This is a genomic window from Sodalis sp. RH21, assembly GCF_047324175.1.
In the GTDB taxonomy this organism is placed as follows: domain Bacteria; phylum Pseudomonadota; class Gammaproteobacteria; order Enterobacterales; family Enterobacteriaceae; genus Acerihabitans.
Genome location: NZ_CP178732.1, coordinates 3783941 through 3809369, shown reverse-complemented (window position 1 = coordinate 3809369; position 25429 = coordinate 3783941). Strand labels below are relative to the sequence as shown.

General features: G+C 57.6%; 25 protein-coding genes and 2 pseudogenes. 12 read left to right on the top strand and 15 right to left on the bottom strand.

Going from position 1 to position 25429, the window contains the following annotated elements:
- Window positions 1-60: 60 nt before the first annotated feature.
- The 6 genes from purB to ACL2XP_RS17450 all read right to left on the bottom strand — a co-directional run bounded on the left by purB (window position 61) and on the right by ACL2XP_RS17450 (window position 5850).
- Window positions 61-1431, bottom strand: coding sequence for an adenylosuccinate lyase (gene purB, locus ACL2XP_RS17475; RefSeq protein ID WP_413734205.1), 1371 nt, complete (start codon window positions 1429-1431; stop codon window positions 61-63).
- 24 nt (window positions 1432-1455) lie between these two features.
- The gene (hflD, locus tag ACL2XP_RS17470; RefSeq protein WP_413734204.1) at window positions 1456-2082 is read right to left on the bottom strand and encodes a high frequency lysogenization protein HflD; all 627 of its coding nucleotides are present in this window, start codon (window positions 2080-2082) and stop codon (window positions 1456-1458) included.
- 249 nt (window positions 2083-2331) lie between these two features.
- The gene (mnmA, locus tag ACL2XP_RS17465) at window positions 2332-3441 is read right to left on the bottom strand and encodes a tRNA 2-thiouridine(34) synthase MnmA (RefSeq protein WP_413734203.1); all 1110 of its coding nucleotides are present in this window, start codon (window positions 3439-3441) and stop codon (window positions 2332-2334) included.
- Between the two features lie 111 nt (window positions 3442-3552).
- Window positions 3553-3999: an NUDIX domain-containing protein gene (locus tag ACL2XP_RS17460; RefSeq protein WP_413734202.1), complete on the bottom strand. Its 447-nt coding sequence runs from the start codon at window positions 3997-3999 to the stop codon at window positions 3553-3555.
- Between the two features lie 54 nt (window positions 4000-4053).
- Window positions 4054-4671 (bottom strand): 23S rRNA pseudouridine(2457) synthase RluE, encoded by a 618-nt coding sequence (rluE, locus tag ACL2XP_RS17455; protein WP_413734200.1) that lies wholly within the window; start codon window positions 4669-4671, stop codon window positions 4054-4056.
- 519 nt (window positions 4672-5190) lie between these two features.
- Window positions 5191-5850, bottom strand: coding sequence for an MgtC/SapB family protein (locus tag ACL2XP_RS17450; RefSeq protein ID WP_413734198.1), 660 nt, complete (start codon window positions 5848-5850; stop codon window positions 5191-5193).
- Window positions 5851-6296: 446 nt separating this feature from the next.
- Between ACL2XP_RS17450 and ACL2XP_RS17445 the strand changes: the two genes are divergently transcribed.
- Window positions 6297-6566, top strand: a complete 270-nt coding sequence (locus ACL2XP_RS17445) for a YdgH/BhsA/McbA-like domain containing protein (protein WP_413734196.1) — start codon at window positions 6297-6299, stop codon at window positions 6564-6566.
- 77 nt (window positions 6567-6643) lie between these two features.
- Here the strand turns inward: ACL2XP_RS17445 and ACL2XP_RS17440 are convergent, their stop codons facing one another.
- Together ACL2XP_RS17440 and ACL2XP_RS17435 are read right to left on the bottom strand one after the other, a co-directional pair.
- Entirely contained in the window at window positions 6644-7783 is a 1140-nt protein-coding gene (locus tag ACL2XP_RS17440) for a mechanosensitive ion channel family protein (protein WP_413734194.1), read from the bottom strand.
- Between the two features lie 110 nt (window positions 7784-7893).
- Complete coding sequence (locus ACL2XP_RS17435) at window positions 7894-8343, bottom strand: DUF4385 domain-containing protein (protein WP_413739209.1); 450 nt, start codon at window positions 8341-8343, stop codon at window positions 7894-7896.
- 123 nt (window positions 8344-8466) lie between these two features.
- Between ACL2XP_RS17435 and ACL2XP_RS17430 the strand changes: the two genes are divergently transcribed.
- The 3 genes from ACL2XP_RS17430 to ACL2XP_RS17420 all read left to right on the top strand — a co-directional run bounded on the left by ACL2XP_RS17430 (window position 8467) and on the right by ACL2XP_RS17420 (window position 10983).
- The gene (locus ACL2XP_RS17430) at window positions 8467-9339 is read left to right on the top strand and encodes a phosphonopyruvate hydrolase (RefSeq protein ID WP_413734193.1); all 873 of its coding nucleotides are present in this window, start codon (window positions 8467-8469) and stop codon (window positions 9337-9339) included.
- Between the two features lie 115 nt (window positions 9340-9454).
- Window positions 9455-10414, top strand: coding sequence for a 2-hydroxyacid dehydrogenase (locus ACL2XP_RS17425; RefSeq protein WP_413734192.1), 960 nt, complete (start codon window positions 9455-9457; stop codon window positions 10412-10414).
- A 29-nt stretch (window positions 10415-10443) separates the two neighbouring features.
- Window positions 10444-10983 carry a GNAT family N-acetyltransferase gene (locus ACL2XP_RS17420; RefSeq protein WP_413734191.1) on the top strand — a complete coding sequence of 180 codons (540 nt, stop codon included), beginning with the start codon at window positions 10444-10446 and terminating at the stop codon, window positions 10981-10983.
- 1 nt (window position 10984) lies between these two features.
- Here the strand turns inward: ACL2XP_RS17420 and ACL2XP_RS17415 are convergent, their stop codons facing one another.
- The 3 genes from ACL2XP_RS17415 to ACL2XP_RS17405 form a co-directional block, all read right to left on the bottom strand.
- Window positions 10985-12286 (bottom strand): alpha/beta fold hydrolase, encoded by a 1302-nt coding sequence (locus ACL2XP_RS17415; protein ID WP_413734190.1) that lies wholly within the window; start codon window positions 12284-12286, stop codon window positions 10985-10987.
- 19 nt (window positions 12287-12305) lie between these two features.
- Complete coding sequence (locus tag ACL2XP_RS17410) at window positions 12306-13532, bottom strand: FAD-dependent oxidoreductase (RefSeq protein ID WP_413734188.1); 1227 nt, start codon at window positions 13530-13532, stop codon at window positions 12306-12308.
- Window positions 13533-13651: 119 nt separating this feature from the next.
- Entirely contained in the window at window positions 13652-14524 is an 873-nt protein-coding gene (locus ACL2XP_RS17405; RefSeq protein ID WP_413734187.1) for a hypothetical protein, read from the bottom strand.
- Between the two features lie 106 nt (window positions 14525-14630).
- On the opposite strand from ACL2XP_RS17405, the gene ACL2XP_RS17400 reads away from it, so the two are divergent.
- Window positions 14631-14768 (top strand): hypothetical protein, encoded by a 138-nt coding sequence (locus ACL2XP_RS17400; protein ID WP_413734186.1) that lies wholly within the window; start codon window positions 14631-14633, stop codon window positions 14766-14768.
- 173 nt (window positions 14769-14941) lie between these two features.
- Here the strand turns inward: ACL2XP_RS17400 and argG are convergent, their stop codons facing one another.
- The gene (gene argG / locus ACL2XP_RS17395) at window positions 14942-16279 is read right to left on the bottom strand and encodes an argininosuccinate synthase (protein ID WP_413734184.1); all 1338 of its coding nucleotides are present in this window, start codon (window positions 16277-16279) and stop codon (window positions 14942-14944) included.
- 432 nt (window positions 16280-16711) lie between these two features.
- Here argG and ACL2XP_RS17390 point away from each other — a divergent pair, with 432 nt between their 5' ends.
- The gene (locus ACL2XP_RS17390; RefSeq protein WP_413734183.1) at window positions 16712-16870 is read left to right on the top strand and encodes a hypothetical protein; all 159 of its coding nucleotides are present in this window, start codon (window positions 16712-16714) and stop codon (window positions 16868-16870) included.
- Between the two features lie 276 nt (window positions 16871-17146).
- Here ACL2XP_RS17390 and ACL2XP_RS17385 read toward each other — a convergent pair whose 3' ends face one another.
- The 3 genes from ACL2XP_RS17385 to ACL2XP_RS17375 form a co-directional block, all read right to left on the bottom strand.
- Complete coding sequence (locus tag ACL2XP_RS17385) at window positions 17147-18943, bottom strand: sensor histidine kinase (RefSeq protein WP_413734182.1); 1797 nt, start codon at window positions 18941-18943, stop codon at window positions 17147-17149.
- Window positions 18943-19593, bottom strand: coding sequence for a response regulator (locus tag ACL2XP_RS17380; RefSeq protein ID WP_413734181.1), 651 nt, complete (start codon window positions 19591-19593; stop codon window positions 18943-18945). Before ACL2XP_RS17380 ends, ACL2XP_RS17385 begins: the two co-directional genes overlap by 1 nt.
- A gap of 314 nt (window positions 19594-19907) precedes the next feature.
- Entirely contained in the window at window positions 19908-20864 is a 957-nt protein-coding gene (locus ACL2XP_RS17375) for a 2-hydroxyacid dehydrogenase (RefSeq protein ID WP_413734180.1), read from the bottom strand.
- 467 nt (window positions 20865-21331) lie between these two features.
- Here ACL2XP_RS17375 and ACL2XP_RS17370 point away from each other — a divergent pair.
- The 6 genes and pseudogenes from ACL2XP_RS17370 to srlD form a co-directional block, all read left to right on the top strand.
- A pseudogene (locus ACL2XP_RS17370) lies at window positions 21332-21523 on the top strand (PTS glucitol/sorbitol transporter subunit IIC); the annotation flags it as partial.
- A 56-nt stretch (window positions 21524-21579) separates the two neighbouring features.
- The gene (locus ACL2XP_RS17365) at window positions 21580-22782 is read left to right on the top strand and encodes an IS256 family transposase (protein ID WP_413734178.1); all 1203 of its coding nucleotides are present in this window, start codon (window positions 21580-21582) and stop codon (window positions 22780-22782) included.
- 34 nt (window positions 22783-22816) lie between these two features.
- A pseudogene (gene srlA, locus ACL2XP_RS17360) lies at window positions 22817-23185 on the top strand (glucitol/sorbitol-specific PTS transporter subunit IIC); the annotation flags it as partial.
- 15 nt (window positions 23186-23200) lie between these two features.
- Complete coding sequence (locus ACL2XP_RS17355; protein WP_413734176.1) at window positions 23201-24226, top strand: PTS glucitol/sorbitol transporter subunit IIB; 1026 nt, start codon at window positions 23201-23203, stop codon at window positions 24224-24226.
- 22 nt (window positions 24227-24248) lie between these two features.
- The gene (srlB, locus tag ACL2XP_RS17350) at window positions 24249-24611 is read left to right on the top strand and encodes a PTS glucitol/sorbitol transporter subunit IIA (protein WP_413734175.1); all 363 of its coding nucleotides are present in this window, start codon (window positions 24249-24251) and stop codon (window positions 24609-24611) included.
- 23 nt (window positions 24612-24634) lie between these two features.
- Window positions 24635-25414, top strand: coding sequence for a sorbitol-6-phosphate dehydrogenase (srlD, locus tag ACL2XP_RS17345; RefSeq protein WP_413734173.1), 780 nt, complete (start codon window positions 24635-24637; stop codon window positions 25412-25414).
- The last annotated feature ends 15 nt before the right edge of the window (window positions 25415-25429 follow it).

Below are 25429 nucleotides of genomic sequence, written 5' to 3'. Positions count from 1 at the left end.
CTTACCTTAAACAGAGCTTTAACCGGAGCCGCCGACGACGAGTCAATTGCCCGGGTCCAACTATTTTAACTCATCCACCAGCGTTACTGCCCGGCCGATATAATTGGCGGGCGTCAGGGTCTTGAGCCGCGCTTTTTCACTTTCCGGCAGCGGCAGGCCGTCGATAAATGCCTGGATGCCGGCGGCGTCGATGCGTTTGCCGCGGGTCAGCTCTTTAAGTTTTTCATAAGGCTTTTCGATACCGTAGCGCCGCATGATGGTTTGAATCGGTTCCGCCAGGACTTCCCAATTTTGATCCAGCTCCGCCAGCAGGCGATCGGCGTTCACTTCCAGTTTGCTCACGCCCTTCAGGGTGGACTGGTAGGCGATTAACGCATATCCGATGCCCACGCCGAGATTACGTAATACCGTGGAGTCGGTCAGGTCGCGCTGCCAGCGGGATATCGGCAGCTTACCCGCCAGATGCCCCATTATAGCGTTGGCCATGCCCAAATTACCTTCGGAATTCTCAAAATCTATCGGATTGACTTTATGGGGCATGGTCGAAGAACCGATTTCACCGGCCACGGTGCGCTGTTTGAAATGATTCAGCGCGATATAGCCCCAGATGTCCCGGTCGAAATCAATCAGGATGGTATTAAACCGCGCGATGCAGTCAAACAGCTCGGCGATGTAATCGTGGGGTTCGATTTGCGTGGTGTAGGGGTTCCAGTCAATGCCGAGCGAGGTGACGAACTCTTCGCTAAAGCGGTGCCAGTCCACCTGCGGATAAGCGACGATATGCGCATTGTAATTGCCCACCGCGCCGTTGATCTTGCCCAGGATCTCCACCTGCGCCAGTTGACCGTATTGGCGTTCCATCCGGTAGGCCACGTTAGCCATTTCCTTGCCCACCGTGGAGGGGGTCGCGGGCTGCCCGTGGGTGCGCGACAGCAGGGGAATATCCCGGTAAAGCTGCGCCAGGTGTTTGATGCCGTCGATGATTTGCCGCCAGTAGGGCAGGATCACCTCCTGGCGCGCCGTTTGCAGCATCAGGGCGTGGGATAAGTTGTTGATATCTTCGGATGTGCAGGCAAAATGGATGAATTCTGAAACGGCGTGCAGCGCCGGCGCCGGCGCGACTTTCTCTTTCAGAAAATATTCCACCGCCTTGACGTCGTGATTGGTGGTGCGTTCGATGGTTTTGATGCGCGCCGCGTCCTGTTCGCTGAAATTAGCGGCAATAGCGTCAAGGTAAGCGTTTGCGTCGTCGTCAAACGGCGGAACTTCCAAAATGCCCGGGCAAGCGGCCAGTTTTTGCAGCCAGCGTACTTCCACCAGGACGCGGTATTTCAGCAAACCATATTCACTGAAGATTGGGCGCAAGGCGCTGACTTTATCGCCGTAGCGGCCGTCAACGGGGGAAACGGCGGTCAGTGAGGATAATTCCATTGATGGCAACTCCTGGGATAAATTTTAACATTGTGCAAGAATTTGCTGTGCCTGCTTCATCAGGCGGTTGCGGCCGAACATCAATTGCAAACGGCCGCCGCCTATCTGTTGCCAGAGCACCGCGGAACGAATACCGGCCAGTAACGCGGCGCGCACCTTGGCCTGTACCTGAATGTTTTGCAGCATCGCCGGCGCGCCGGTGACCTGGATGCGCGGCCCCAGCGGACTGATGACATCGACGTAAATAGACGCCATCGCGCTGAACAGGGGTTCGGACATCAGTTCATAATGCGACAGCTGGCGCTCTAATTGGCCAATACGTTTGCCCAGTTCGTCCAGCGCAGCTTTGTCGGCATGGAGTTTGCGCTCCAGCACCATCAGGCTCAGGGTATAGCGAGTCAGTTCCGCTCCCGGCCCCTGGCGCGAAGCGTTAAGCATTCCCACCACGCCTTCCAGCCCCAGCTTGAGATTGGACAGCTGATTGCCGTATACGGCAAGGGTGGCGGGCGGATTAAGATCGAGTACGCTGCGTAACGACACTTCCAGCAACCCGTCATCACAGGCGCCTTTGTGGGCCAATTGCTGAACCAATAAGGCGCTTTGGCAGATCCCGGCCAGTGCCAGCGTAATATCGTAATAATTCTTAGCCAAGGTGACTCCTGTACACGTCCCTGATTGTGCGACGACGTGTAGCCATGCGCTACCGCGCGCGTATAATCGCCATCCGCCTTTGCCAGGCGCTAAAAGGGCGTTCATTTCATTGCCGCCGATCATGCCACAAAATGCGGGGTAAACCCAGTTCGGGATGCAGGCGCCGCGACTTTTAAAAGCGCGGGGGAATAGCGGGGCAACGCGGCGGCGGGCAGGGCGCCGGCCAAAGGCGCCCCGCGCTGGCGGCGGTTAAGCTTGCAGCGGCAGCCGGGCTTCGATCACGCCGCCGCCCAGGCATAAATCGTCAAGATAAAATACCGCGGACTGGCCGGGGGTTACCGCCGCCACCGGCTGGTCGAACAGCACCCGGACCTGGCCGTCCGCCAGGGGTTCCACCAGGCAGGGGATGTCCGCCTGGCGGTAGCGGGTTTTCACCACGCAGCGCAGCGCGGCGCCCAGCGGCAAGCGATCCACCCAGTTAAGCTGGCCGGCCAGCAAACCCACCGACATCAGGCGCGGATGCTCATGGCCCTGCGCCACCACCAGCACGTTGTCGTCCATCAGTTTATCCACGACATACCAGGGATCGTCGCTGCCTTCGCGGGTGCCGCCGATGCCCAGCCCCTTGCGCTGCCCGAGGGTGTGATACATCAGTCCCTGGTGCTCGCCGACCCGCTGCCCGTCCACGGTCATGATCGGGCCGGGCCGGGCCGGCAGATAGCGGCCGAGAAATTCGCGGAACCGGCGTTCGCCGATAAAGCAGATGCCGGTGGAGTCTTTTTTGGCGGCGGTGGCCAAATCCAGCTCGGCGGCGATGCGCCGCACTTCCGGCTTGGCCAGTTCGCCCACCGGGAACAGGCACTGCGCCAATTGTTCATGGCCGAGGGTGTATAAAAAGTAGCTCTGGTCTTTATTGTCGTCCAACCCGCGCAGCAGTTGGCTTTTACCCGCCGCGTCGCCCCGGCGCACATAGTGGCCGGTGGCGATGAAGTCGGCGCCCAAATCCTCGGCGGCAAACTCCAGGAACGCCTTGAACTTGATCTCTTTGTTGCATAACACATCGGGATTGGGCGTGCGGCCGGCTTTATATTCCGCCAGGAACAGTTCAAATACGTTGTCCCAGTATTCGGCGGCGAAGTTCACCGTGTGCAGCGGGATGGACAGTTTATCGCATACCGCCTGCGCGTCGGCCAAATCGCTGGCCGCGGTGCAATATTCCTCGTTATCGTCTTCTTCCCAATTTTTCATGAACAGTCCCTCCACCTGGTAGCCCTGGCGCTGGAGCAGATAGGCGGAAACGGAGGAGTCTACGCCGCCGGACATACCGACGATCACTTTGAGCTGGCTGTTTTCTGACATGGGATTCTCACAAACGGGGTGATGCGACTGATGATGCGAAGCGCCGGATTTTACCACGATCCGGCCCCGCGGCGCCACCACCCCATGGGGGGCGGGAGGGGGAGATTTGTGCTAAACGGGCCACTGGAAGGCGCTGAGTATCTCCAGGGGATAACGCGTATCTTGCTGATAACAAAGAATGCTTTCGGCCACCAGCGGCGAGCGGAGCTGGGTGGAGGCCAGGATTTCATCCGCCTTGAGCCACAGGCAGCGATCGATATCATCGTCCTGGGGAATAGCGGTGACGCGTTTGGCCAAGTCAATGGCAAACAAAAAACGCAGAAACGGGGTTTTATCCGGGGCAATCCATTGATGAAGGCGCAGCAGGGACTGGGGCCGGGCATGGATGCCGGCCTCTTCCCATAACTCGCGCTGGGCGGCCTGGATCACGGTTTCGTCCGCCTCCAGATGGCCCGCCGGCTGGTTCCAGCGCGGATTGCCATGAATGGTTTCCTCAACGATCAGAAAATGATTTTCCGCCTGGACGACACAGGCGACGGTGACATGCGGTTTAAACATGCGCGCTCCTTAACGCTTGAGGATGGAGGGATACCCGTGGGTATCCGCCAGACGCTATAGCTGGACCTCGCGCCATTCTCCCGGCGCCAAATCCAATAACGTTTGATCCGCCATTTGATAGCGAATCAGCCGCAGGGTCGGGTGGCCGATATGGGCGGTCATGCGCCTGACCTGGCGGTTCCTGCCCTCATAAAGGGTAATTTTGAGCCAGCAGGTGGGAATGGCTTTACGCTCCCTGATAGGCGGCGTGCGTTCCCACAGCCAGCGCGGCTCTTTGACGCGCTGCGCCCCGGCGGGCAGCGTCGGCCCGTCGCTCAAGGTGACGCCGGTGCGCAACAGTTTGAGCGCGGCGTCTTCGGGCTCGCCTTCCACCTGCACGTAATAAATCTTAGCCGTTTTTTCCACGGGCTGGGTCAAGCGGGTTTTTAATTTGGCGTCGTTGGTGAGGATCATCAGGCCTTCGCTATCGCGATCCAGGCGGCCGGCGGCATAAATATCCGGGATCGGGATATAATGTTTCAGCGTCAGGCGGCCGGCATCGTCGGTGAACTGCGGCAGAACGTCGAACGGCTTGTTAAACAGAATGACGCGACGGGGTCCCCGCATAGGGGCCGGCGGGCGGCGGGGGCTAAAACGTGCAAGGCTGTGATTTTTAATAGGGGAACTCGCCATTATCTATGTAGCTGTTGTCATTGAAAACATTATACTGCAAATCAGTTTCAAGTGGGGCGGTTTGTGGGGGCGACGCGGGAAAACCGATTTATCCCAAGCCCGGCGCGCTGGCGGTCACGGGGCAAAAAACCGCATCGGATATGCAAGCGACGCTATCAATGCTGGTTGATGCGCACACCCGGCCGGATAATATCCTGGCGCTGAATGAAAGCTGTATTTATAATTGTACTTTGGATTCATTTTAATTCCAGCCAGCTAGCGGCTAATGATCTTAATATAGTCCCGGCCAATAGTAGGTTAAATAAATATTGCGCCGCTACAATATCTTTCGCCGCGTAGGGCGTGGCGCCGGATTATAATTACGATGGCCGCGATGCCGAATTTATCGGCGAGATAAACTCACGCCGGCACTATGCCGGCACTATGCCAGCACTATGCCAGCACTATGCCAGCATAGCGCCGGCATAAATGACCGCGCCAGCGCCGGATACGCCATAACGGCCGCTGCGGCCACTGGTATCAGCGGATATCAATTTTATGCAGGCCTTCGATGCCCAATAGCTGGTTGTAGATTTCAGTGGGTTTATAGCGGGCGTGCAGCATGACTTCCAGCGTCATTTTACAATCCTTATTCTTATCTTCGCTGCGTATAACCGACGATCTTACTATCCGCATGCGCATCTTTTTTAATGCCGGCATAATCAAATCGATACTGGCCGGGGTAAGCGAGAGCGAGATGATATAACGCTGGCCCATAAGCCGCCGGCTTAATTGCCTTATGCCTTCCAGCACCAGCAGGGTCATCAGGGTGCCGTAAATGCCGATGGCATACATGCCGCTGCCGACGATTAGCCCTATGGCGGCGGTGACCCACAGGCCCGCCGCCGTGGTCAGGCCGCGGACATATTGTTTATTGAGCATAATGGTGCCCGCGCCCAGGAACCCGATGCCGCTGACCACCTGCGCCGCGATCCGGCTGGGATCGAGGGCGATATTATGCCCCTGCGCCAGCAGGTCGGCAAAACCATATTTCGAGACAATCATAAACATCGCGCTGCCGATACACACTAAAATATGGGTGCGTAAACCGGCTTCCTTGGCCCGCAGCTGGCGTTCCACTCCAATCAGCGCGCCTAATCCTCCGGCCAGGGCGATACGCAGCAGTAATTCGGTGTCCATATTGTTCTCCTTTTTTCCGCCCGGCGTACATTCCGGACGATATTAACGCCGGATCGTGGCTAAGTATCGAATTTTTCTGGCGGATCTTCAATCAGGGAATGTAAGCAGAAATGTTGCCGCCGCGAAATAGCGCCGACCTTCAATATTTGTCAGGTTATCTTTATTTATTCCTGGATAAATGCGTATCCGGTCAGCGATTATATCTATTCTTTATATTTATAATCTATACCGGCGCAAGACAGCAACCCAGCCCATGAAACCATAGGTGGATAAACGGATATTTTTTAATGAAAAAAAAAGCCAAAACGTCAATCGCACCATCGGCGGACGCTTGTGAAAATGCGCAAATATAACACGGCGGTCAGATTATGTTACAAACGCAGCTTGGCGGTTAACGTTATCTTCCCTATTCTTTAATATGTATTAATAAACTAGAGGATCGGGTTATGAAGATATTGTCTTATTTCGTAGCAGCGATGATTGCCGGCGTCTCGTTCTCCAGTATGGCGGCGCAGGAAATCACCCAGGAGCAGGCCGCCGGGCATCAAAGCATCGGCGAAGTATCGGTGTCCGGCTTAACCGGGTCGACGGATGATGCGGCGCGCGCCCTGCGGCATAAAGCCAACGAAGAGAACGCTCCCTATTACCGGATTATCGGCCTCGATAGTTCCGGCGACTCCAGCAGATGGTCCGGCGATGCCCAGCTGTATCGCTAAGTTAACCATTCCTACCGGGCGTTTCGTACACTACGGCGCCCGGTAATTATTTATCCCTCGCTTAATCACGCCGGCCGTTATCCAGCCTGCGATTCCCCTGGTTCGGCAGGCGCGGCATCCCGCGCGCCGGGTTCCAGCACTTTTATTTGCGGGAACTCGGGTTCGGTAAATAAAATATTTTGCGTGGGGATAGCCAATTTTATGTCCATTTTTACCAACTCTTCCATTAACCGGATGTTTATCTCCTGCTGGATATCCATGTATTTGTTGTAATCGGCGCTGGCGACGATATGCACCACTTCATAAGTGAGGCGAAAGTTGTCAAAGGAGAGAAAATGCGCCCGGTCAAAACGGGTTTCTTCGATTTCCTCAATGATCCTTTTAAGCATGGGGCCCACATCGCGCAGTTTTTCCGGCGGGGTCGAGTAGGCCAAACCGAAAGTAAAGACGATGCGGCGGGTTTGCATACGCTTATAATTATGGATGGTCTGCTGGAGCAAAATGGCGTTGGCGCAGACGATTTGCTCGCCGCTCAGGCTGCGGATGCGGGTGGTTTTCAGGCCGATATGCTCAATGGTGCCCGCGATATCGTTAAACACCACGAAATCGCCTATCACAAAGGGTTTATCGAACCCGATGGCCAGCGATGCGAATACGTCGCTCAGCACGGTCTGGATCGCCAGGGCGATGGCGATGCCGCCGACGCCCAGGCTCGCCACCAGCGCGGTGATATTCACCCCTACGTTACCGAGGATGGACAACAGCATCAGCGCCCAAATCAGCAAGCGCAGCATGACGCCCAGGATCACCATGGTCACGGTATTGCGCACCGCCCCCGGCTGGTTCACCACCTTTTGCGACCAGATATGAATGGCGCTGTCCAGCCACAGGGCGATTTGGATCGCGAATACCAGGAACCAGCCGTGGGATAGGGCGCTGTGCCAGGTGCCCGGCAGTTCGATAAACCGCATGCTGATAAGAAATGCGGTAAACAGGATCAGTACCCGCTTGGTGTTATCGAGCATTTCCACCGCCATCTGATAGAGGGCGCTGTGTTTGCCGGTGCTCCACTGTTTGACCCGCTGGCCGACCAGTAAAATGGCCTTGGAGATGACCCAGTAAATAATTATGGTGGCGGCGATGATAATGGCGATATTAAGCCAAAAATCGCCCGAGGTGATAAGTCGGAAAAAGTTAAGGTTCCTTAACGTCTCCATGCGGTTCTCCCAAGTAAAATAAGCAATGTAATGAGCAAAGAAAACTAATTATTTTTAATGTTATTAAAAAGTGGCACAAAATCCCCTAAGCGGCAACTCCGGCCGCCGACTCAGCCATAATGCCGCTGGTGCCGTTTTTTTCGTTGCAGATAATCCCGATCCGCCCGCAATCGATCCCAGTACTCTTTGAATACCGCGGCGGCGTCGGCTTTTTGCTTATCGACGATGTAAGGCAGTACCTTGCCCGCGGCATCGTACTTTTTACCCCCTTGATGATTGGCGTAACGCCGGGCGCGGGTATACCCCATCTGGATAAATTTGCGCGCCATATCCATGCCCACGAAGTCGTCTTCCCGCCGGTATTGTTCAAACAGCGCATAAATCTTCCCGGCCGACTCCCGGGCGACCCCGGCATCGCGAAAGCGCCAGTGGGGCAGAATCTCGTTTTTATAGGGCTGTACCAATAGTACGCCCTGTTCGCCGCGTCCGACTTGATACAGCTCGGGGTGCAAACGGAAATCCAGGGCGGCAAAATCCTGTTGATAATTGAATGGCTTCATCATGTTGTACATGGCCTCCGATTAGCAGCATAGTATTTGGCGGTGATTATCGCGATTCTATAGTCGATCCGGCGGCGGTACGATAGGACGCCCGAAAGGGCTAATTTCCCAAGAGGACATCAGATGAATAAGAATCAAATACTCGGCGCCAAACTGCGCGATGCGGCGCTGACCCATGCCATGGCGGCCCATAATCCCCTGGCGGCCAAGCTTGCCGAGCAGGCGGGTTTTGATGCCATCTGGGGCAGCGGTTTCGAGCTGTCGGCCAGTTATGCGGTGCCGGACGCCAATATTCTTTCCATGTCCGCGCATCTGGAGATGATGCGCGCCATCGCCGCCGCCGTGGCTATTCCGGTTATCGCCGATATCGATACCGGTTTCGGCAACGCCGTGAATGTCGCCTGGATTATCCCCCAATATGAGGCCGCCGGGGTCAGCGCCGTCGTCATGGAGGATAAAACCTTTCCCAAGGATACCAGCCTGCGCCCCGACGGCCGGCAGGAATTGGTGCGGGTCGAGGAATTCGCGGGCAAGATCGCCGCGGCCTGCGCCGCGCGCCGGGATGCGAATTTTCTGATTATCGCCCGCACCGAGGCGCTGATCGCCGGGCTGGGCCAAGTTGAAGCGCTGTCCCGCGCGCGGGCTTATGTCGCGGCGGGGGCGGATGCCATTTTAATTCACTCCAGGCAATCCACCCCCGATGAGGTGCTGGGCTTTATCGCCGCCTGGCAGGATGATACGCCGCTGGTATTGGTGCCCACCGCCTATCCGCAGCTCACCGAACGGGCGATCGAACACTTGGGCAAGGTGGGGCTGGTTATTTATGGCAACCACGCCATCCGCGCCGCGGTGGGAGCCATGCAGTCGGTGTTTGCCCAAATTCGCCGGGACGGGGGTATTTATAACGTCGATGCCGCTTTGCCGACGGTGAAAGCGATTATCGAGCTACAGGGGGATGCGGCGATGCGCGAGGTGGAGCAACGCTTTTTGCGCTGAGGATAATCCCACTGCGGTAATCTAAAATTAATATGCGTATGCTTTTACGCGGGAAATATCTAATGTATGGTTATATTATTCAATCACTTTTGTTAAATCATGAGTGCTAAATACCATGTCCATTCCATTGTTGCTTCATGTCGATATTCCGGCCGCGTTTCGCCCGGCATTTGAACAGGCCGGTTTCAGCCTGCTGCCGATGCTCAGGGAAAACGACCGCAGCCCGCTGCTGCCCGCCGAGGGGGGCCAGGGCGTTCAGGCGGTCCTGACGATTGGTTCCATCGGCCTGACGGCGGCCGATATGGCGGCATTGCCTGATTTGCGCATTATCTGCTGCCAGGGCGTGGGGTATGAAAAAATCGATCTGGCGGCCGCCCGCGAACGGGGCATTATGGTGGCCAACGGCTCGGGCACCAACGATACCGCCGTGGCCGATCATGCCATGGCGCTGCTGGCGTCCATCGTGCGCGATATCGCCGGCCTCGACCGCGCGGTGCGCCAGGGACAGTGGCGGCATTCCCGCGCGCTCCTGCCGCAGCTGAGCGGCAAGCGGGTCGGGATACTGGGGTTGGGCCATATCGGTGAAAAAATCGCCAGGCGCTGCGCGCTGGGATTCGATATGGCGGTGGCTTACCATAACCGCAGCGTACGCCAGGACAGCGATCTGACGTATTGCGCCAGCGTCGCTGAACTGGCGGGTTGGGCGGATTTCCTGGTGGTCTGCACCCCCGGCGGCGCGGGCACCCGGCATCTGATCGACCGCCAGGCGCTGGCGGCGTTAGGCCCGCAGGGCTTTTTAATCAATATTTCCCGCGGCAGCGTGGTGGATACCGATGCGCTAATCGAGAGTTTGCAACACCGGCATATCGCCGGCGCCGCGCTGGATGTGATCGAAGGCGAACCGGCGGTGCCGCCGGCGCTGCTGGCGCTGGAGAATATTATCCTGACCCCGCACGTGGGGGGACGCTCGCCCGAGGCGCAGGCGGCCATGTTCGAGCGGGTGCTGGAAAACCTCAAACGCCATTTTTCCGGCCGGCCGGTGTTGACGCCGGTGCCGGAAATGACGACAAAATAGAATACATTGCGTAACCCAACGGAGACGGCATGATGGATTACCGTGAATTGAAATGTCCTCCCTCCCTTCGGCTTTCATTGCAGCAAGAAAGCGATGCCGCGGATCTTTTTGCCCTGGTGCAGTTGGAAAAAGAGCGGCTGAGCCGCCATCTCTCCTGGCCGCGGCTGATCAATGACGTCAAGGATACCCTGGCCAATATCCGCCATAATCGCGCCGATTTCGCCGAGGGGCGATCCGCCGTCTACGTCCTGCGCTGGGATGAAGAGCTCGCCGGTATCCTCTCGTATAATACGATCAACGATAAGCAGGCGGAGATAGGGTATTGGCTGGCGGCCCGGCACGAAGGCCGGGGCGTGATGTCCACGGCGGTCGCGGCGTTAATGGACTGGTATGCCGCAGCGGACCGGCTGGATACGTTTATCATCCGCTGCGGGGTGTCCAACCGGGCCAGCAACCGCCTGGCCCAGCGCCTGGGTTTCGAGTTCGATTACCGCCAGGTGCGGGCGGAGAAAATCGGCGATTGTTATGTGGATCATAACGTTTACCGCAGGCAATACCCCAAGCCCTGATTCACCGCCGGGCGCCGCCGCGCTGGCGGATATTATCCAGCAGGCGGCGCAGCACCGCCGCCGATTGCCGCACGCCGTCATGCTGGTATTCATTGGTTACCCAGGTTTGCAGATTGCCGACCCGGCCGGCGGTATCCAGCGACAGGCCGGCATCCACATACATATCCTCATGATAGATAGCCGCCGCCACCGGCACCTCATTGGCCGCCAGGATGGCCGGGTCATACAGCGGCGGATAGCCGGCGCGCCCGGCCAGGGCGTTGGCCGCGCCCTGGAACGGCCGCAGCGATCGGATTTCGCTGAACATCCAGGGATATATCATTTCACCGGTAAACAGCAGGGGACGCCGGCCCGGGTCAAAATCGCCGAATTCGGCGCGCACCCGCTCGGCGGCCCAATTGGCGGCTTCATCGCCATGGCCATAGATCATTTCATGCAGTACCGCGAACAGCGGATTGTCGTCAAATGAGGTCAGCGTCATGACGGAAGCGAGGAAATGATCCGCTAGCCGGGTTTCCCCCGCATCGCTGAACGCTTCATCGATTAGCCAGTGCAGGCTGTCATAACCCGCGGCCATGCCAAAACCGATGCCCAGGGTTTGCAGGCGCCGCACGCTGAGCCGGTCGCCGTCCGGCAGCCGCACGTCGTTGGCGGCGATATGGTCGGCCAGGCGGGCGATGCGCGCCCGGTCGGCGGGATAACGCTGATAGTAGCGGGCATTTTTGGCCGCCACCCGCGGGTAGGTAAGGCGGTAGACATCCTCGGCGCCGGCATCGAGGCCGCTCAGGCCGCCGGTGACGTAGCAGGCCGCCAGCCCTTGGGGCGCCAGCGACAGATAGCTCAGGGTGATAAAACCGCCGTAGCTCTGGCCCAGGGTTTCCCAGCGCTCATCGCCGTACAGGGCGCCGCGGATATGTTCACAGTCGCGCACAATGCTATCGGCGCGAAACAGCCAGAGATAATCGGCCGCCGCGCCGTCATCCGCGAATCCGGCCATGGTGGCGGTTTCAATGCGGGTGCTGCGCCCCGTGCCGCGCTGATCGATCAAGATGACCCGGTGGGTTTTCAACGCTTCCTGTAGCCAGACGGTGCCGCCGCCGGCCGGGCGCGGCGCTTTGCCGCCCGGCCCGCCCTGCAGGAACGCCAGCTTGGGCAGGGGGGCGTCGCGGCGGGCGGGGTCGACCACTTCGCGCGCGAAAACCTGGATAGTGCGGCCGTCGCCGGGCCTGGACCAATCCAGGGGCACGTCGAACAGCCGATCGCGGATCAGCATGCCGGGAAGCATATATTCGCCAGCGTCCAATGGGGACTCCTTAAGTAACTTAGCGCGCGGCGCGCGGGATTTCGCCGCGAAACCCCAGGCCGATGATGCGCCCGGTAAGAAATGGAACCCAGCGCCGGCGGCGCATCCAGCCGCCGATGGCGGACGGTTTGCGCGCGGGATCGCGGGGGGGATTATTTTTGCCGGTCAGCATGATTTGCAGCGACTGCAACGCCCAGGTGGGGAACCGGCGGCGGCGCTGCACCCGGTTTAACTGGCCCAGGGTCACCGCGCCGCGCAGCAGCGGGGCGGTGAGAAGATTCGCCGTCGCCACCGCATCCTGAATGGCCAGGTTGACGCCCACGCCCCCGATGGGCGACATGGCATGGGCGGCATCGCCGATACATAATACGCCGGGCGCCGCCCACCGTTCCAGGCGGTCGATGCGGATCACCAATAACTTAATCTGCCGCCAATCCGTTACCGCGCCGCTCAGGCGCTGGTGGCTAAACGGCCCGGCCTGCGCCACCCGCTGCAAAAACGCCGCCAGCCCCTGCCGGCGCAGCGGCTCAAAGCTGCCTTTATCGATGCTATAGCCGCACTGCCAGTATTCACCCCGATCGAGCATGATAAAATTATTTTTCGGGCCGCCGTGTCCGCTGGCATGGTGGTCATCATCCGGCTGTTTCGGCAGTTTGAACCACGCCACGTCCCTGGGCGCGCCGAACTCGCGGCGGGGCAGATTGGCCGCCGTGCGCACCATGGACTGCCGGCCGTCGGTGCCCACCACCAGCGCGGCGTGGATATGCAGCGCTAAGCCGTCCGGACGCTGCGCCACCACGCCGCGCACCGTACCGCCGGCGCTGAGCAGCCGCACGGCGGTAGTGGCGCGCAGCAGGGTGAAATGGGGCAGGGCTTCGGCTTTTTGCGCCAAAAACGCCAGGAAATCCCACTGCGGCATCAGCGCCATAAATTTACAGCGGGTCGGCAGGCGGGAAAAATCCGCCAGGGTAACGGTTTCTCCGTGAAATTCGCCGCGCAGTTGCTCCACCCGCTGGTGGGGGAGGGTGAGAAAGTCCTCCAACAGCCCGAGGTGATGCATGATTTGCAGCGTCGAGGGATGGATGGTATCGCCGCGGAAATCCCGCAGAAAGTCCGGGTGCTTCTCCAGCACCGTGACCTTGACGCCCGCCCGCGCGAGCAGATACCCCAGCATGAGGCCCGCGGGACCGCCGCCGACAATGCAGCAGCCGGTGGCGATCTCAGGATGGGCGGATTGTTCAGCCATAAACACCAGTCAGGGAATGGAGTAGCGATGTTATTGATAGTACTTCTCATTGGCTGAATTGCAAGAGACTCGCGCCGGGGGCGAAATCCCAGCCGCAGTCGTTAGCCTGCGGCATCCGATCAAAAACCGACATTATCCAGTCGCAGGCTGCCGTCATGGCGCGCCGCGGCGCCGATAAACCGGCCCAGGGCAAGCTCCAGCGCCGCGGCTCCCGCCGGGATATCCACGGTGACGTAGATTTTTTTCTGGGTATCAAGCAAATGCAGGGTGCGCCCGGTCTTGATAAGGTTGCAGGCATGGCCGTCCACCGGACTGAACACCCGGCGCCACCACGACCGCGGGCGGGTGATGGTCAATACGCCGTTGAGATCGCCGCGCTCGGCCAGCAGCCTGGCCGCCAGCTCCCCGCTGGAGGACAGCAGCGTCCCTGCCGCGTCCCGCAAGGTCGCGAATTGGCTATGGGTGCCGCCGCGCAGAGCCGGATGGGCGTAATGCACCATGCCCTGTTTAACGGTATCGGCTACCGCCGTAGCGCAAGACATGCAGTTGGTCTGGCCTACGCCGTGCACCCCCAGCCAGCCGCAGACGGCGGCGAAGGGCCTTAGCCACAGCGGCGCGCGGCCGGCGCGGTTGACCTCATTGAGCAGCGAACCGGTAATAAACGTTTTCAGCGCCTGGGCGTATTGTGCTTTGGGCGCGGCCGCGCCAGGATAAACCGGCGGCGGCGATTTATCCGGCTGCCGCAGGTTAACGTATGTCGCCGACGCGCGCGCCGGGGCCGCCGGCCAATCCGCAATGTCGATGTCGCCCAGATCGTCAAAGCCGTCGCACAGGCTGAAACGACCGGATTCCGGCCCCGCGTCTGCATCAACCGCGGCGCCGCCCCGCGGGGTCATCGCACGTACGGGCAGAAGGTCCGGGAACACCTCCGCCGGTGCAGGGAATCCGGCATTCGGCGCGGCCGGCGACAGCCGGGCCGGGATGGTTATCAATCCGGAGTGTTGGCCGCTGTTTGAATTAATTGCAGAGATACACGATGAGGTAATATTACTATTAGATATATTATAAAGTTTATTCAGCCAGGTACCGGGGCGAACCATGGAAATATTATTGCTTACGGCATTGCCGATAGCCGCGCTGAAAGTGGCCAGGAGTCTGGGTGCCGCCGTTATAACCGGCGTTGTTGTATTAATCGTCATGTTGTCCGTTCAGGGTAGTGAAAATTTATTATCTTAATACCGTGAAAGAGGGGCCGAGTAAAATAAATCGGGTTTCAGGTAAAGGTATTTGGCCGGGGGAAATGCGGGCGATAATAGCGGAGGTCTGGAAAGACGGGCTGGCCGGCCAGGCGGCGCGGCTGATAACGAGCGCTGATAATCCAGCACCCGCTATCAGTAAATATCATGGGCTTATTTGCCGCTTTTATCCTGCAACTGCGGCAAACCGCTGTTGTCGGCGGGGGACAGCAGGCCGGTGCTCATATAGTTAATCAGCTTTTCCCGGGTATCGGCGATATCCAGGTTGCGCATGGTTAACTGGCCGATACGGTCTTCCGGCGAGAAAACGGAATCGCCTTTTTCCATGGTCAGGCGCTCCGGCATATAGGTCAGGTTATCCGATACGGTGTTCAGTATGGAATAATCATTGCCGCGGCGCAGCTCAAGGGTAACCTCGCCGGTAATTTCACTGGCGATCCAGCGCTGCGACGAGTCGCGCAGCATCAGCGCCTGGGAGTCGAACCAGCGACCCTGATACAGCAAACGGCCCAGTTGGCGGCCATTGGCATGGTACTGGGCGATGGTGTCTTCGTTATGGATGCCGGTCACCAAACGTTCGTAGGCGATGTGCAGCAACGCCATTCCCGGGGCTTCATAGATCCCGCGGCTTTTGGCTTCGATGATGCGGTTTTCAATCTGGTCGCTCATGCCCAGGCCGTGGCGGCCGCCGACCCGGTTGGCTTCCAGCATCAGTTCTACCTGATCGCCGAACGCGACGCCGTTGATGGCCACGGGCAGGCCGCGCTCGAATCGCAGCGTAACTTCTTCCGCCGGCACGCGCACGTTGTCGTCCCAGAATTTGACGCCCATGATGGGATTGACGATTTTAACGCTGGAGTTCAGGAATTCGAGTTCCTTGGCTTCGTGGGTCGCCCCCAGGATGTTGGAGTCGGTGGAGTAGGCTTTTTCCGCCGACATTTTGTAATCGAACCCGGCCTGGGCCATAAACTCGGACATTTCATGGCGTCCGCCCAGTTCGTCGATGAAATCGGTGTCCAGCCAGGGCTTGTAGATTTTCAGGTCGGCGTTGGTCAGCAGGCCGTAGCGGTAAAAACGCTCAATGTCGTTACCTTTATAGGTGCTGCCGTCGCCCCAGATATTGACGCCGTCTTCTTTCATGGCGGCGACCAGCATGGTGCCGGTTACGGCGCGGCCCAGGGGCGTGGTGTTGAAATAAGTCACTCCGGCGGTGCTATTATGAAACGCGCCGCATTGCAGCGCGGCGATGCCTTCCGCCACCAACTGCTTGCGGCAGTCGATCAACCGGGCTTTTTCCGCGCCGTAGGCCAAGGCTTTACGGGGGATCGCGTCGTAATCCTCTTCATCCGGCTGCCCCAGATTGGCGGTATAGGCATAAGGCACCGCCCCTTTCTGGCGCATCCAAAGCAGCGCGGCGCTGGTGTCAAGACCGCCGGAAAAGGCGATACCCACTCGTTGGTTAACCGGGAGATGCCTGAGAATCGTTTCCATTAATGTGAGCCCTATAAGAAAAATATACCGCAAAATGTTCCATCACCCGGCACCGCGATACCTTTGATCGCCAATGCGGGCCAAACCTTTTTGCCATCACCAAATTATTTTGCCGCCGGACGCGACCCCTATCCGGCCCGCCGGTCACCCGCGCGCACCGCAAATGCGCCGCAGAAGATATAACCGACGGTTTGCCCAGGCTTCATCTTAAGGAAACTGAAGCCGGAACGCTACCCTGCAAATCATTGCATTTTACACGGATGATATCGACCCTTGCGGGCCGGGGCGCTGCTGTAAGCGTAAATGGGCGCGATCGATGATACCGGATAGGGGCGTTTCCAAGGGCCGAACCGGCCGGCTATCCTGCCGGGCCGCAAAGATTCCGTCGGGAACGTCGGGGTGGTTAATAAGTCTTGGCGGGCCGGCGGCCGAATGGCCAAGCCGGGGGATAAACCGCGGGGAAATAAAAAGCCGGGCGGCAATACAAACTATCACGCCAGCGCCGGGGTCAAGCGTGACAGTTTAATCGCAGATGCCATTGCCGCTAGTTTAATGGAAAAGCCGCAGCCTTTTTTTGGCGCGTATTTCTGAATATCTATTAGGCAATCTTGTTTTGCTTTTATTTTTCTGATGCATCAGTAATGAAAAAACCATTAACGCAATCAGCAAGATTAAACCTACAACAGGTAATATGATTTGCATTTTATTCCCCTGGAATAATTACGTTATTTCAATCGCTGTGTGTCAAAAGTTGGTATAACAGTGTTTACCAGTCATAGCTGGGAAATCCTACGCTGTTGCCAAAGAGTGTACGGAATTCAAGCGGGTGATACATACCCTGTTTACGGTATTCTGCGGGGGGGAACATCACATACGGCGCGGAAGTTGCAGCATCACTTCGGTACCTTGCGCGCTGTCGCGCACCGTTAGCGCCACGCCCAGCTTGCTGGCGCGGTTATGCATGCCCGCCAGGCCGCGGGACCCGGGCCTGACGTCCAGGGGAATGCCGCCGCTGCCATCGTCCGCCACCCTGATGACGACCTCTTCGCCGGCGGGTTTGACCGCAATCAGAATGCGGGAGGGCTGGGCGTGTTGCAGCGCATTATTGATGGCTTCCTGCACGATCCGCAGGATGGACAAGGCGGATTCCGGCGTCAGATACGGCAGGGGCGGAATGGGGGCGACATCCCACACCAGCTCGATGCCCAGCGCCCGCAGGCGGGGTTCGAGCCGAAAACGCAAATTGCCCAGCAGCGGCAATAAATCCTGTTCGGTCAAATCCAGCGAGTCGATGATTAAACGCAGGTCCTGGAGTGATTCTTCAATATGGCGCGCCAGCTCAGCGGGGTCGGCGCCCGCCCGCCGCGCCAGGCGCAGGGCGGTAATCAGCTGCGCGCCCATGCCGTCGTGCATATCCTGCAAGATTCGCGATCGTTCGGCCACGATGGCCGCCCGCTTCTCCAACTGGCTGACTTCGCGATCGATAATAAACCGCTCGGCAAAAAAATAAATTAAAACAATGCAAAAAGGCAGCGCGCCGGCGAAGCTCCAGCGAAAACTATCCCATGGCAGCGCCTCCATGATAATCAGATACGACTGGGCCACCGTGATGGTCCAGAGCAGCGCCGTCAGGGCCAGGGCGGAGTATTTCAACGAGCGCTGGCGCCAGCCCAGGCGCAGCAGCAGGGCAATGGGAACCAGGCGCAACAGCACGTGGGGCCAGGTAAACAGCCAGATGCGGTCGGTGGCCATGCCCAGGCCCATCACGATAAGGGTGGTGGCCAGGGTTGCCAGGGTCAGGCCATGGAGCAGGGGCGGAAACCACGGCAGCCGCGCGCCGGAAAGCCGGTAGCCGGCCACGCACAGCGCCCAATACATCGTGGTGGTGATCAGCACCCGCAGGGCTTCCTGGGCTCCCAGCGAGATGGCCAGATTGGCCATATAGGACAAGCAGGCGGCAAGCGAGATCAGCAGCGCGAACTGAATGATAAACAGCCGGCGCTGCCGCCAGGTATAGGCCACCAGGAAACACAGCGAGCCGGCGATCAGCACCAGGATAATATAGGGGGTGATTTCCTGGACGAGATAGCGCTTGAACCACTGCTGCTGCAAGGGCAGCGCGGGTCCGAGGCGGATGGCTGACAGCCCGCTGCGCAGCGCGGGATCGCCCCGCAGCAACACGGCGAGCTGATTGTCGCCGATATGGAATAAACCGGCCGGCAGCACGAGATACAGCGGCTTATCGTTCATCGGCGCTATTCGTTCACGACCGCGCCCGCCGCCGGGGCTGCCGAAACGCACGCCCGGATTGAGCAGCGAACCGTTAAGCCACACCTCGCCGGCCACCGATAAATGGGGCAAATAGAGCGCCAGCGGCTCTTGTGGAAGTTCGGCCAGTTGGAAGCGCATACGATACCAGGCGAAACCGCCCAGGGCGGGGACGCGCAGGCGCCAGTTGTCCGGCAGCGCCACCTGCGTGCCCGCCAAGGCGGGCGGGGTCTGCTGGCTGGAGATAATAAAATCCGCGGCGGTCAGTAGCCGCGTTTCGTCGGGACGCAGGGGGGCCGCCGCGCTGGGCGGGGCTATGCCCCAGAGTATTCCCCAGAGCACCAGCGCGCAACACAGGATCGTCCAGGCCCATTGCCGCCGCAAGACCGGGTCCATTAAATCAGGCCCTGGTTCCGGGCCTGGATAATGGCTTCAACCCGGTTATGCACCGCCAGTTTGCTGTAGATATTTTTAATATGAGTGGCCACGGTATGGTTGGATATATTCATCATGCGTGCCGATTCCGCGACGGTAAAGCCTTGGGATATATGGCGCAGAATATCCACTTCGCGCGCGGTGAGCGTATCGGGCCGGGGAGGGGCCGGCGATTTTCCCACCGGTTCGAACCGTTTAAGCAGATGGCGGGCTATTTGCGGCGATAAAGGCGCGCCGCCGTCGTGCACCAATTCCACCGCCCGCGCAAAATCGTCAATGGAGGTATCTTTGAGCAGATAACCCCGGGCGCCGGCCTCGATGGCGCGGATCACATGGGCCTCGTCGCCGAAAATAGTGGCTACCAGAACCGCGGTGGCTGAGCCGCGTTGCTGCAATGACTTGATCAATTCGATACCGTCGCCGTCATGCAGGCCCAAATCGATAATCGCGACATCCGGAGAGGTATGGCTTAGCAGCACCCATGCGTCGGCCAGCGTCGCCACGCTTCCCGCCAGGGTAAGCTTGGGATGGCTCATTATCATGGATTCAAACTCCAAGCGCATGGACTCGTCGTCTTCAACCAGTAGAACCTTGATGCTGGAAGTTTTCATTATCGATCGCGCCAAACAATTGGACAGGCATAACGCAGCCAATAGTAATTATCGATGGCTCCGGCGGGCGGCAAAACCTGGGACGGGGCCGACATGACCAAGTTAGCTAGTTGAACTTGACAAGTTCAATGTTACAAGTTCAGTTTTACATGTAATGACGGACTTGGGAAGAACCCTTCCGCGGGCGCGGAAGGATTTCTGGGGTATCGTTACATCGATCGGGCCGCGTTGCCGCGAACAAGCCCGCCCGCAGGGCGTGGGCGCGGGTTCTGGCGGCCTCCATGAGTTATATCTTAATTTTAAAAAAACCTTAATTATCTATGCAGTTTTACCCGCGTGACAACGGAACCGTCGGTAAAATAATTTTTTATATTGTTGATGGTCAAGTTGGCCATATCGTTGCGCGTCTCCACGGTATTGCTGGCGACATGGGGCAATAACACCACATTGTCATAAGCGAACAGTTCCGGCGGGATCTCGGGCTCATGCTCAAAGACATCCAGGCCGGCACCGTAAATTTGCTTATTGGCCAGGGCGTCGATCAGCGCTTGGGTGTCCACCACCGATCCGCGGGCGATATTAATCAAAATGCCGTTTTCCCCGAGGGCGGCGAGCACTTCGGCATTAACGATATGCAGCGTTTTTTCGCCGCCGGGCAGGGTTAATACCAGAAAATCGCAGGATTCAGCCAGCGCCGTAAGCGTATCGAAACGTATGAAATCCGGATCGGCGGCGAGTTTGGGATCGTAATAATGGATGGTCATGCCAAAACCTTGCGCCCGCTTTGCCACTTCATGACCGATATTGCCCAGTCCGGCGATACCGCAGATTTTGCCGCTCATACGCATGGCCCCGGGGAAGGGGGATTTAAGCCAGGCGCCGGCGCGGGCATACCGATCCGCTTCGCAAATCCGGCGGGATACGCACAGCATTAACGCCAGCGCGGTATCGGCCACGCATTCATTGAGCACCATCGGGGTATTGGCCACGTGGATGCCCCGCTGCCTGGCCAGCTCAAGATCGATGGCGTCCACCCCCACGCCGAAACTGGAGATGATTTCCAGGGCCGGCAGCGCGTTGATGACCTCGCTGGCAATGCCGCTGCCCCCCCGGGTCACGGCGCCGCGTATAAACGGCCCGTGTTCGGCCAGATAGGCTGGTTTATCGTCGTGCAGCCATAATTTATGCACATGAAATAATTGTTCAAATTGATCGAGCATGGCCGGGGGTAGCGAGCTCACGATGAGGATTTGAATGTCTTTGGTTTTCATGGTTTTTCCACAGTAATGTAACGAATAACATGCCTTCTACGCAGTATAAGGCGTCGCCCCGGGGGCTTCTTCTGGCATGTGCACGAGCCGTGGCTAAGAATTTGCGGCATAAGCAAAGCCTTAAATGAAGACGGTCACAAAACGCTGCCGGCGGCGCGCGCCATACCCGCCGATTACGATCTCCCGGCCAGCGCGGCGTTGCCCCTGGGCCGCTCTCCCTGTCCTGCTTTCCTCGATCGCCATTCCCACTACTCTTCCTGGGTTGTCAGTATTAAATATGAAATAAATTTATTTCATTTAGAAAGAAAAATAATAAGTTTACGTTTATTTCAAAAGATAAATCTTTCATAATGTGATGTGCATCTAATAAAGCCGACTTCATCCCGGATATCTTAAGTAGCGAAAGAACGCGAAACGCGTGACGACAAGGGCACTTATCCACTTATACGCATTGAATGGAGATAAAAATGATTGATGTGATAGCCCACGGAGCCGAATGGTTTATCGGCTTATTTCAAAAAGGAGGAACGGTGTTTGTCGGCATGGTCACCGGTATTCTTCCGCTGCTTATCAGCCTGTTGGTCATAATGAATGCCCTGATCGTATTTGTAGGGCAGAGCAGAATCGAACGTTTGGCCCAGCGCTGCGCGGGTAATCCGGGAGTGTTAGAAATTCTGTGTCATTCCAGTAAAATACCGACAAAAAGGAATGATACATGTCCCAGCCCTTCGATTTTGATAAAGCCCTGAAAGCACTTCAGGATGGCCAAGCCCTAACGGGAAAAGATGGAATATTAACTCCATTAATCAAACAGTTAACGGAAGCAGCGCTGGCTGCTGAGCTGGATTCTCATCTCGCTCAGGATATTGCCGCTAACCGTAAAAACGGTTCGACCAAAAAGACAGTTAAATCGCCAACCGGTGCTTTTGAACTCGCCACTCCCCGCGACCGTAACGGCTCTTTTGAACCTCAACTGGTGAAGAAGCATCAGACCACGCTGTCCGATGAGATCGAACGCAAGATCATCCGCATGTTCGCACTCGGCATGAGCTACAAAGATATCAGCCAGGAAATCGAAGATTTATACGCTTTTAGCGTATCCAGCGCCACGATTAGTGCTGTCACCGATAAAGTTATTCCTGAGTTAAAACAATGGCAACAGCGCCCACTGGAGGCGGTATACCCCTTCGTCTGGCTGGATGCGATCCACTATAAAATCCGCGAAGACGGACGTTATCAAAGCAAAGCGGTTTACACGGTTCTCGCGCTGAATCTGGAAGGCAAAAAAGAGATCCTGGGCCTGTATCTGTCTGAAAATGAAGGCGCTAATTTCTGGCTATCGGTGCTGACCGATCTGCAAAACCGTGGCGTGGACGATATTCTGATTGCCTGTGTGGATGGCCTGACGGGGTTCCCGGAAGCGATAAACAGCATTTACCCGGATACCGAAGTCCAGCTCTGCGTTATCCATCAGATCCGTAACTCGATAAAATACGTCGCATCAAAACATCATAAGGCGTTTATGGCTGACCTGAAGCCGGTGTATCGGGCGGTATCAAAGGAGGCGGCAGAAACGGCGCTGGATGAGCTGGAGGCGAAATGGGGTCAGCAGTACCCGGTGGTGCTCCAGTCGTGGCGAAGGAAATGGGATAATCTGTCGCATTACTTCCGGTATCCGGCGACGATCCGCAAGGTGATATACACGACAAACGCAATTGAATCGGTGCACCGTCAGTTCAGAAAGCTGACGAAAACCAAAGGCGCATTCCCTAATGAAAACAGTCTGTTGAAGTTGCTTTATTTGGGGTTAATGAACGCACAGGAAAAATGGACAATGCCGATACAGAGCTGGAATTTGACATTGTCCCAGTTGGCGATTTATTTTGAGGGTCGCCTCGATAAAGTGATTACGTTGTAGTGATTTTTTAACGTGACACAGAATTATGAATGCTCCCGGTAATCCGGTGGCGCGTTATTTTTTCCTGCCGATCATCGGCACCTTTGTATTTTGTAATCCGATGACCCTGAGCCTGGGGCGTTTTATGCCGGAGAAATATAAACCCAGCTACTACGCCGCCGCGTCGTATAGCTGTCACTCCATGAACGGCCTGTTTCCCCATATCAATCCCGGGGAGTTGTTTGTTTATCTGGGTATCGCCAACGGATTGACCACGCTGAATTTACCGTTAGGGCCGCTGGCGGTCAGCTATTTGCTGGTGGGGATGTTCACCAATTTTTTCCGCGGCTGGGTCACCGATCTGACCACTTCGATTTTTGAACGCAAAATGCATATCCAACTCGATCAACATGTCCGGTTGTAATACCAGGAGAACGCGATGAACAGGTTTATTCGTATCGAAAAAGGCGAAAGCGGCTGGGGCGGCCCCCTGGTTATTGAAGCGATACCGGGCAAAAAAGTGGTCTATATCACGGCGGGCACCCGCCCGGCGATCGTGGATCGCTTAAGCGAGCTTACGGGATGGCCGGCGGTCGATGGATTTAAGGAAGGCGAGCCGGACGAGGCTGAGATTGGCGTGGTGGTTATCGACTGCGGCGGCACGCTGCGTTGCGGTATTTATCCCAAACGGCGCATCCCTACGGTCAATATCCACGCTACCGGGCGTTCAGGCCCGCTGGCGCAGTTTATTTCGGCAGATATCTATGTCTCGGGCGTAAGGGAAAAAAATATCCGGTTGCTGGAAGATAATGAGTCTCCCGCTGAAGAGGTCCTTCCGCCCGCATGCCGGGACGAAACCGCGCGGCCGGCCGCCGAACCGGCCGGTCCATCCCGCGGCCGTGACTACGACACCGGCAAAAAAATCACCGAACAAAGCGACGGGCTGCTGGCCAAGGTGGGCATGGGCATGGGATCGGTGGTGGCGGTGTTCTTTCAAGCCGGGCGTGAAACCATCGATACCGTATTAAAAACCATCCTGCCGTTTATGGCTTTTGTCTCCGCGCTTATCGGCATCATTATCGCCTCGGGGCTGGGGGACTTTATCGCCCATGGCCTGACGCCGCTGGCAAACAGCCCGATTGGCCTGGTGACGCTGGCGTTGATTTGCTCTTTTCCGCTGCTTTCGCCGTTTCTCGGCCCAGGGGCGGTTATCGCGCAAGTGATTGGCGTATTGGTCGGCGTGCAAATCGGCCAGGGACATATTCCTCCCCATCTGGCGCTGCCGGCGCTGTTTGCGATTAACGCCCAGGCGTCCTGTGATTTCATCCCGGTCGGATTGTCGCTGGCCGAATCCAAGCAGGATACGGTGCGGGTCGGGGTCCCGTCGGTGCTGGTAGGACGGTTCCTGACCGGCGCGCCCACCGTGCTGCTGGCCTGGGCGGTTTCGGGCTTTATTTATCAATAATTGATTATGTCGAGGAGTGCGTATGAACACGATTTACCAGACCACCTTCACCCGGGTCGGTGATTACGCCCGGGAATCGCTGGCCGACAATATGCTGATCACGTTTCGCGAAGGGGCGCCGGAGGATATCGAATCCTATTGTTTTATCCACCGCCATGGCGACACCTGCGGGGAACTGCGGGCCGGAGCGACGCTGACCCTGGCCGATACGGTATTTCCCATTACGGCGGTGGGCGATGTGGCGGGCGCCAATTTGCGCGAACTGGGCCATATCACCATTCGTTTCGACGGCGCCAGCCAGGCGGAATATCCCGGCACCGTCCACGTCGCCGGCCAGACACCCGCCGATATTCCCATCGGTAGCGCGTTAACGATATCGGCCTAATTATGATAATGCAGGAGAAGTCTATGAAGCAGGTTGCGGTAGTCATTGGTGGTGGTCAAACCCTGGGCGCATTTTTATGCGAAGGTCTGGCGCAAGCCGGATACCGGGTGGCGGTGGCCGATTTAAATGCGCAGCATGCCGGTGAAGTGGCGTCCGCTATTAATAACCGTGTCGGTGAGCAAACGGCTTATGCGATAGAGGTGGACGCCACCGATGAATCAAGCGTGATTCAGTCGGCGCAGCGCGTAGACCAGTATTTCGGCCAGGTAAACCTGCTGGTTTATAGCGCCGGAATGGCCAGGGCGGCGCCTATCACCCAGTTTAAATTGGCCGATTTTGATTTGTCGCTGCAGGTTAATCTGGTGGGCTATTTTCTTTGCGCCCGGGAATATACCAAATTAATGATTCGCGACGGCATCGCCGGGCGGATTATCCAGATCAACTCCAAATCCGGCAAAGTGGGCAGTAAGCATAATTCCGGTTATAGCGCCGCCAAGTTCGGCGGGGTCGGCCTGACCCAGTCGCTGGCGTTGGATTTGGCCGAGTACGGTATCACCGTGCATTCGCTGATGCTCGGCAATCTGCTGAAGTCGCCGATGTTTCAGTCGCTGTTGCCGCAGTACGCGCAAAAGCTGGGCCTGCGCCCGGAAGAAGTCGAGCAATATTATATTGATAAAGTTCCGCTCAAACGCGGCTGCGATTATCAGGATGTTCTCGATACGCTGCTGTTTTATGCCAGCGATCGCGCTTCGTACTGCACCGGGCAATCCATTAATATTACCGGCGGACAGGTGATGTTTTAACCCGACGAGCCTTGC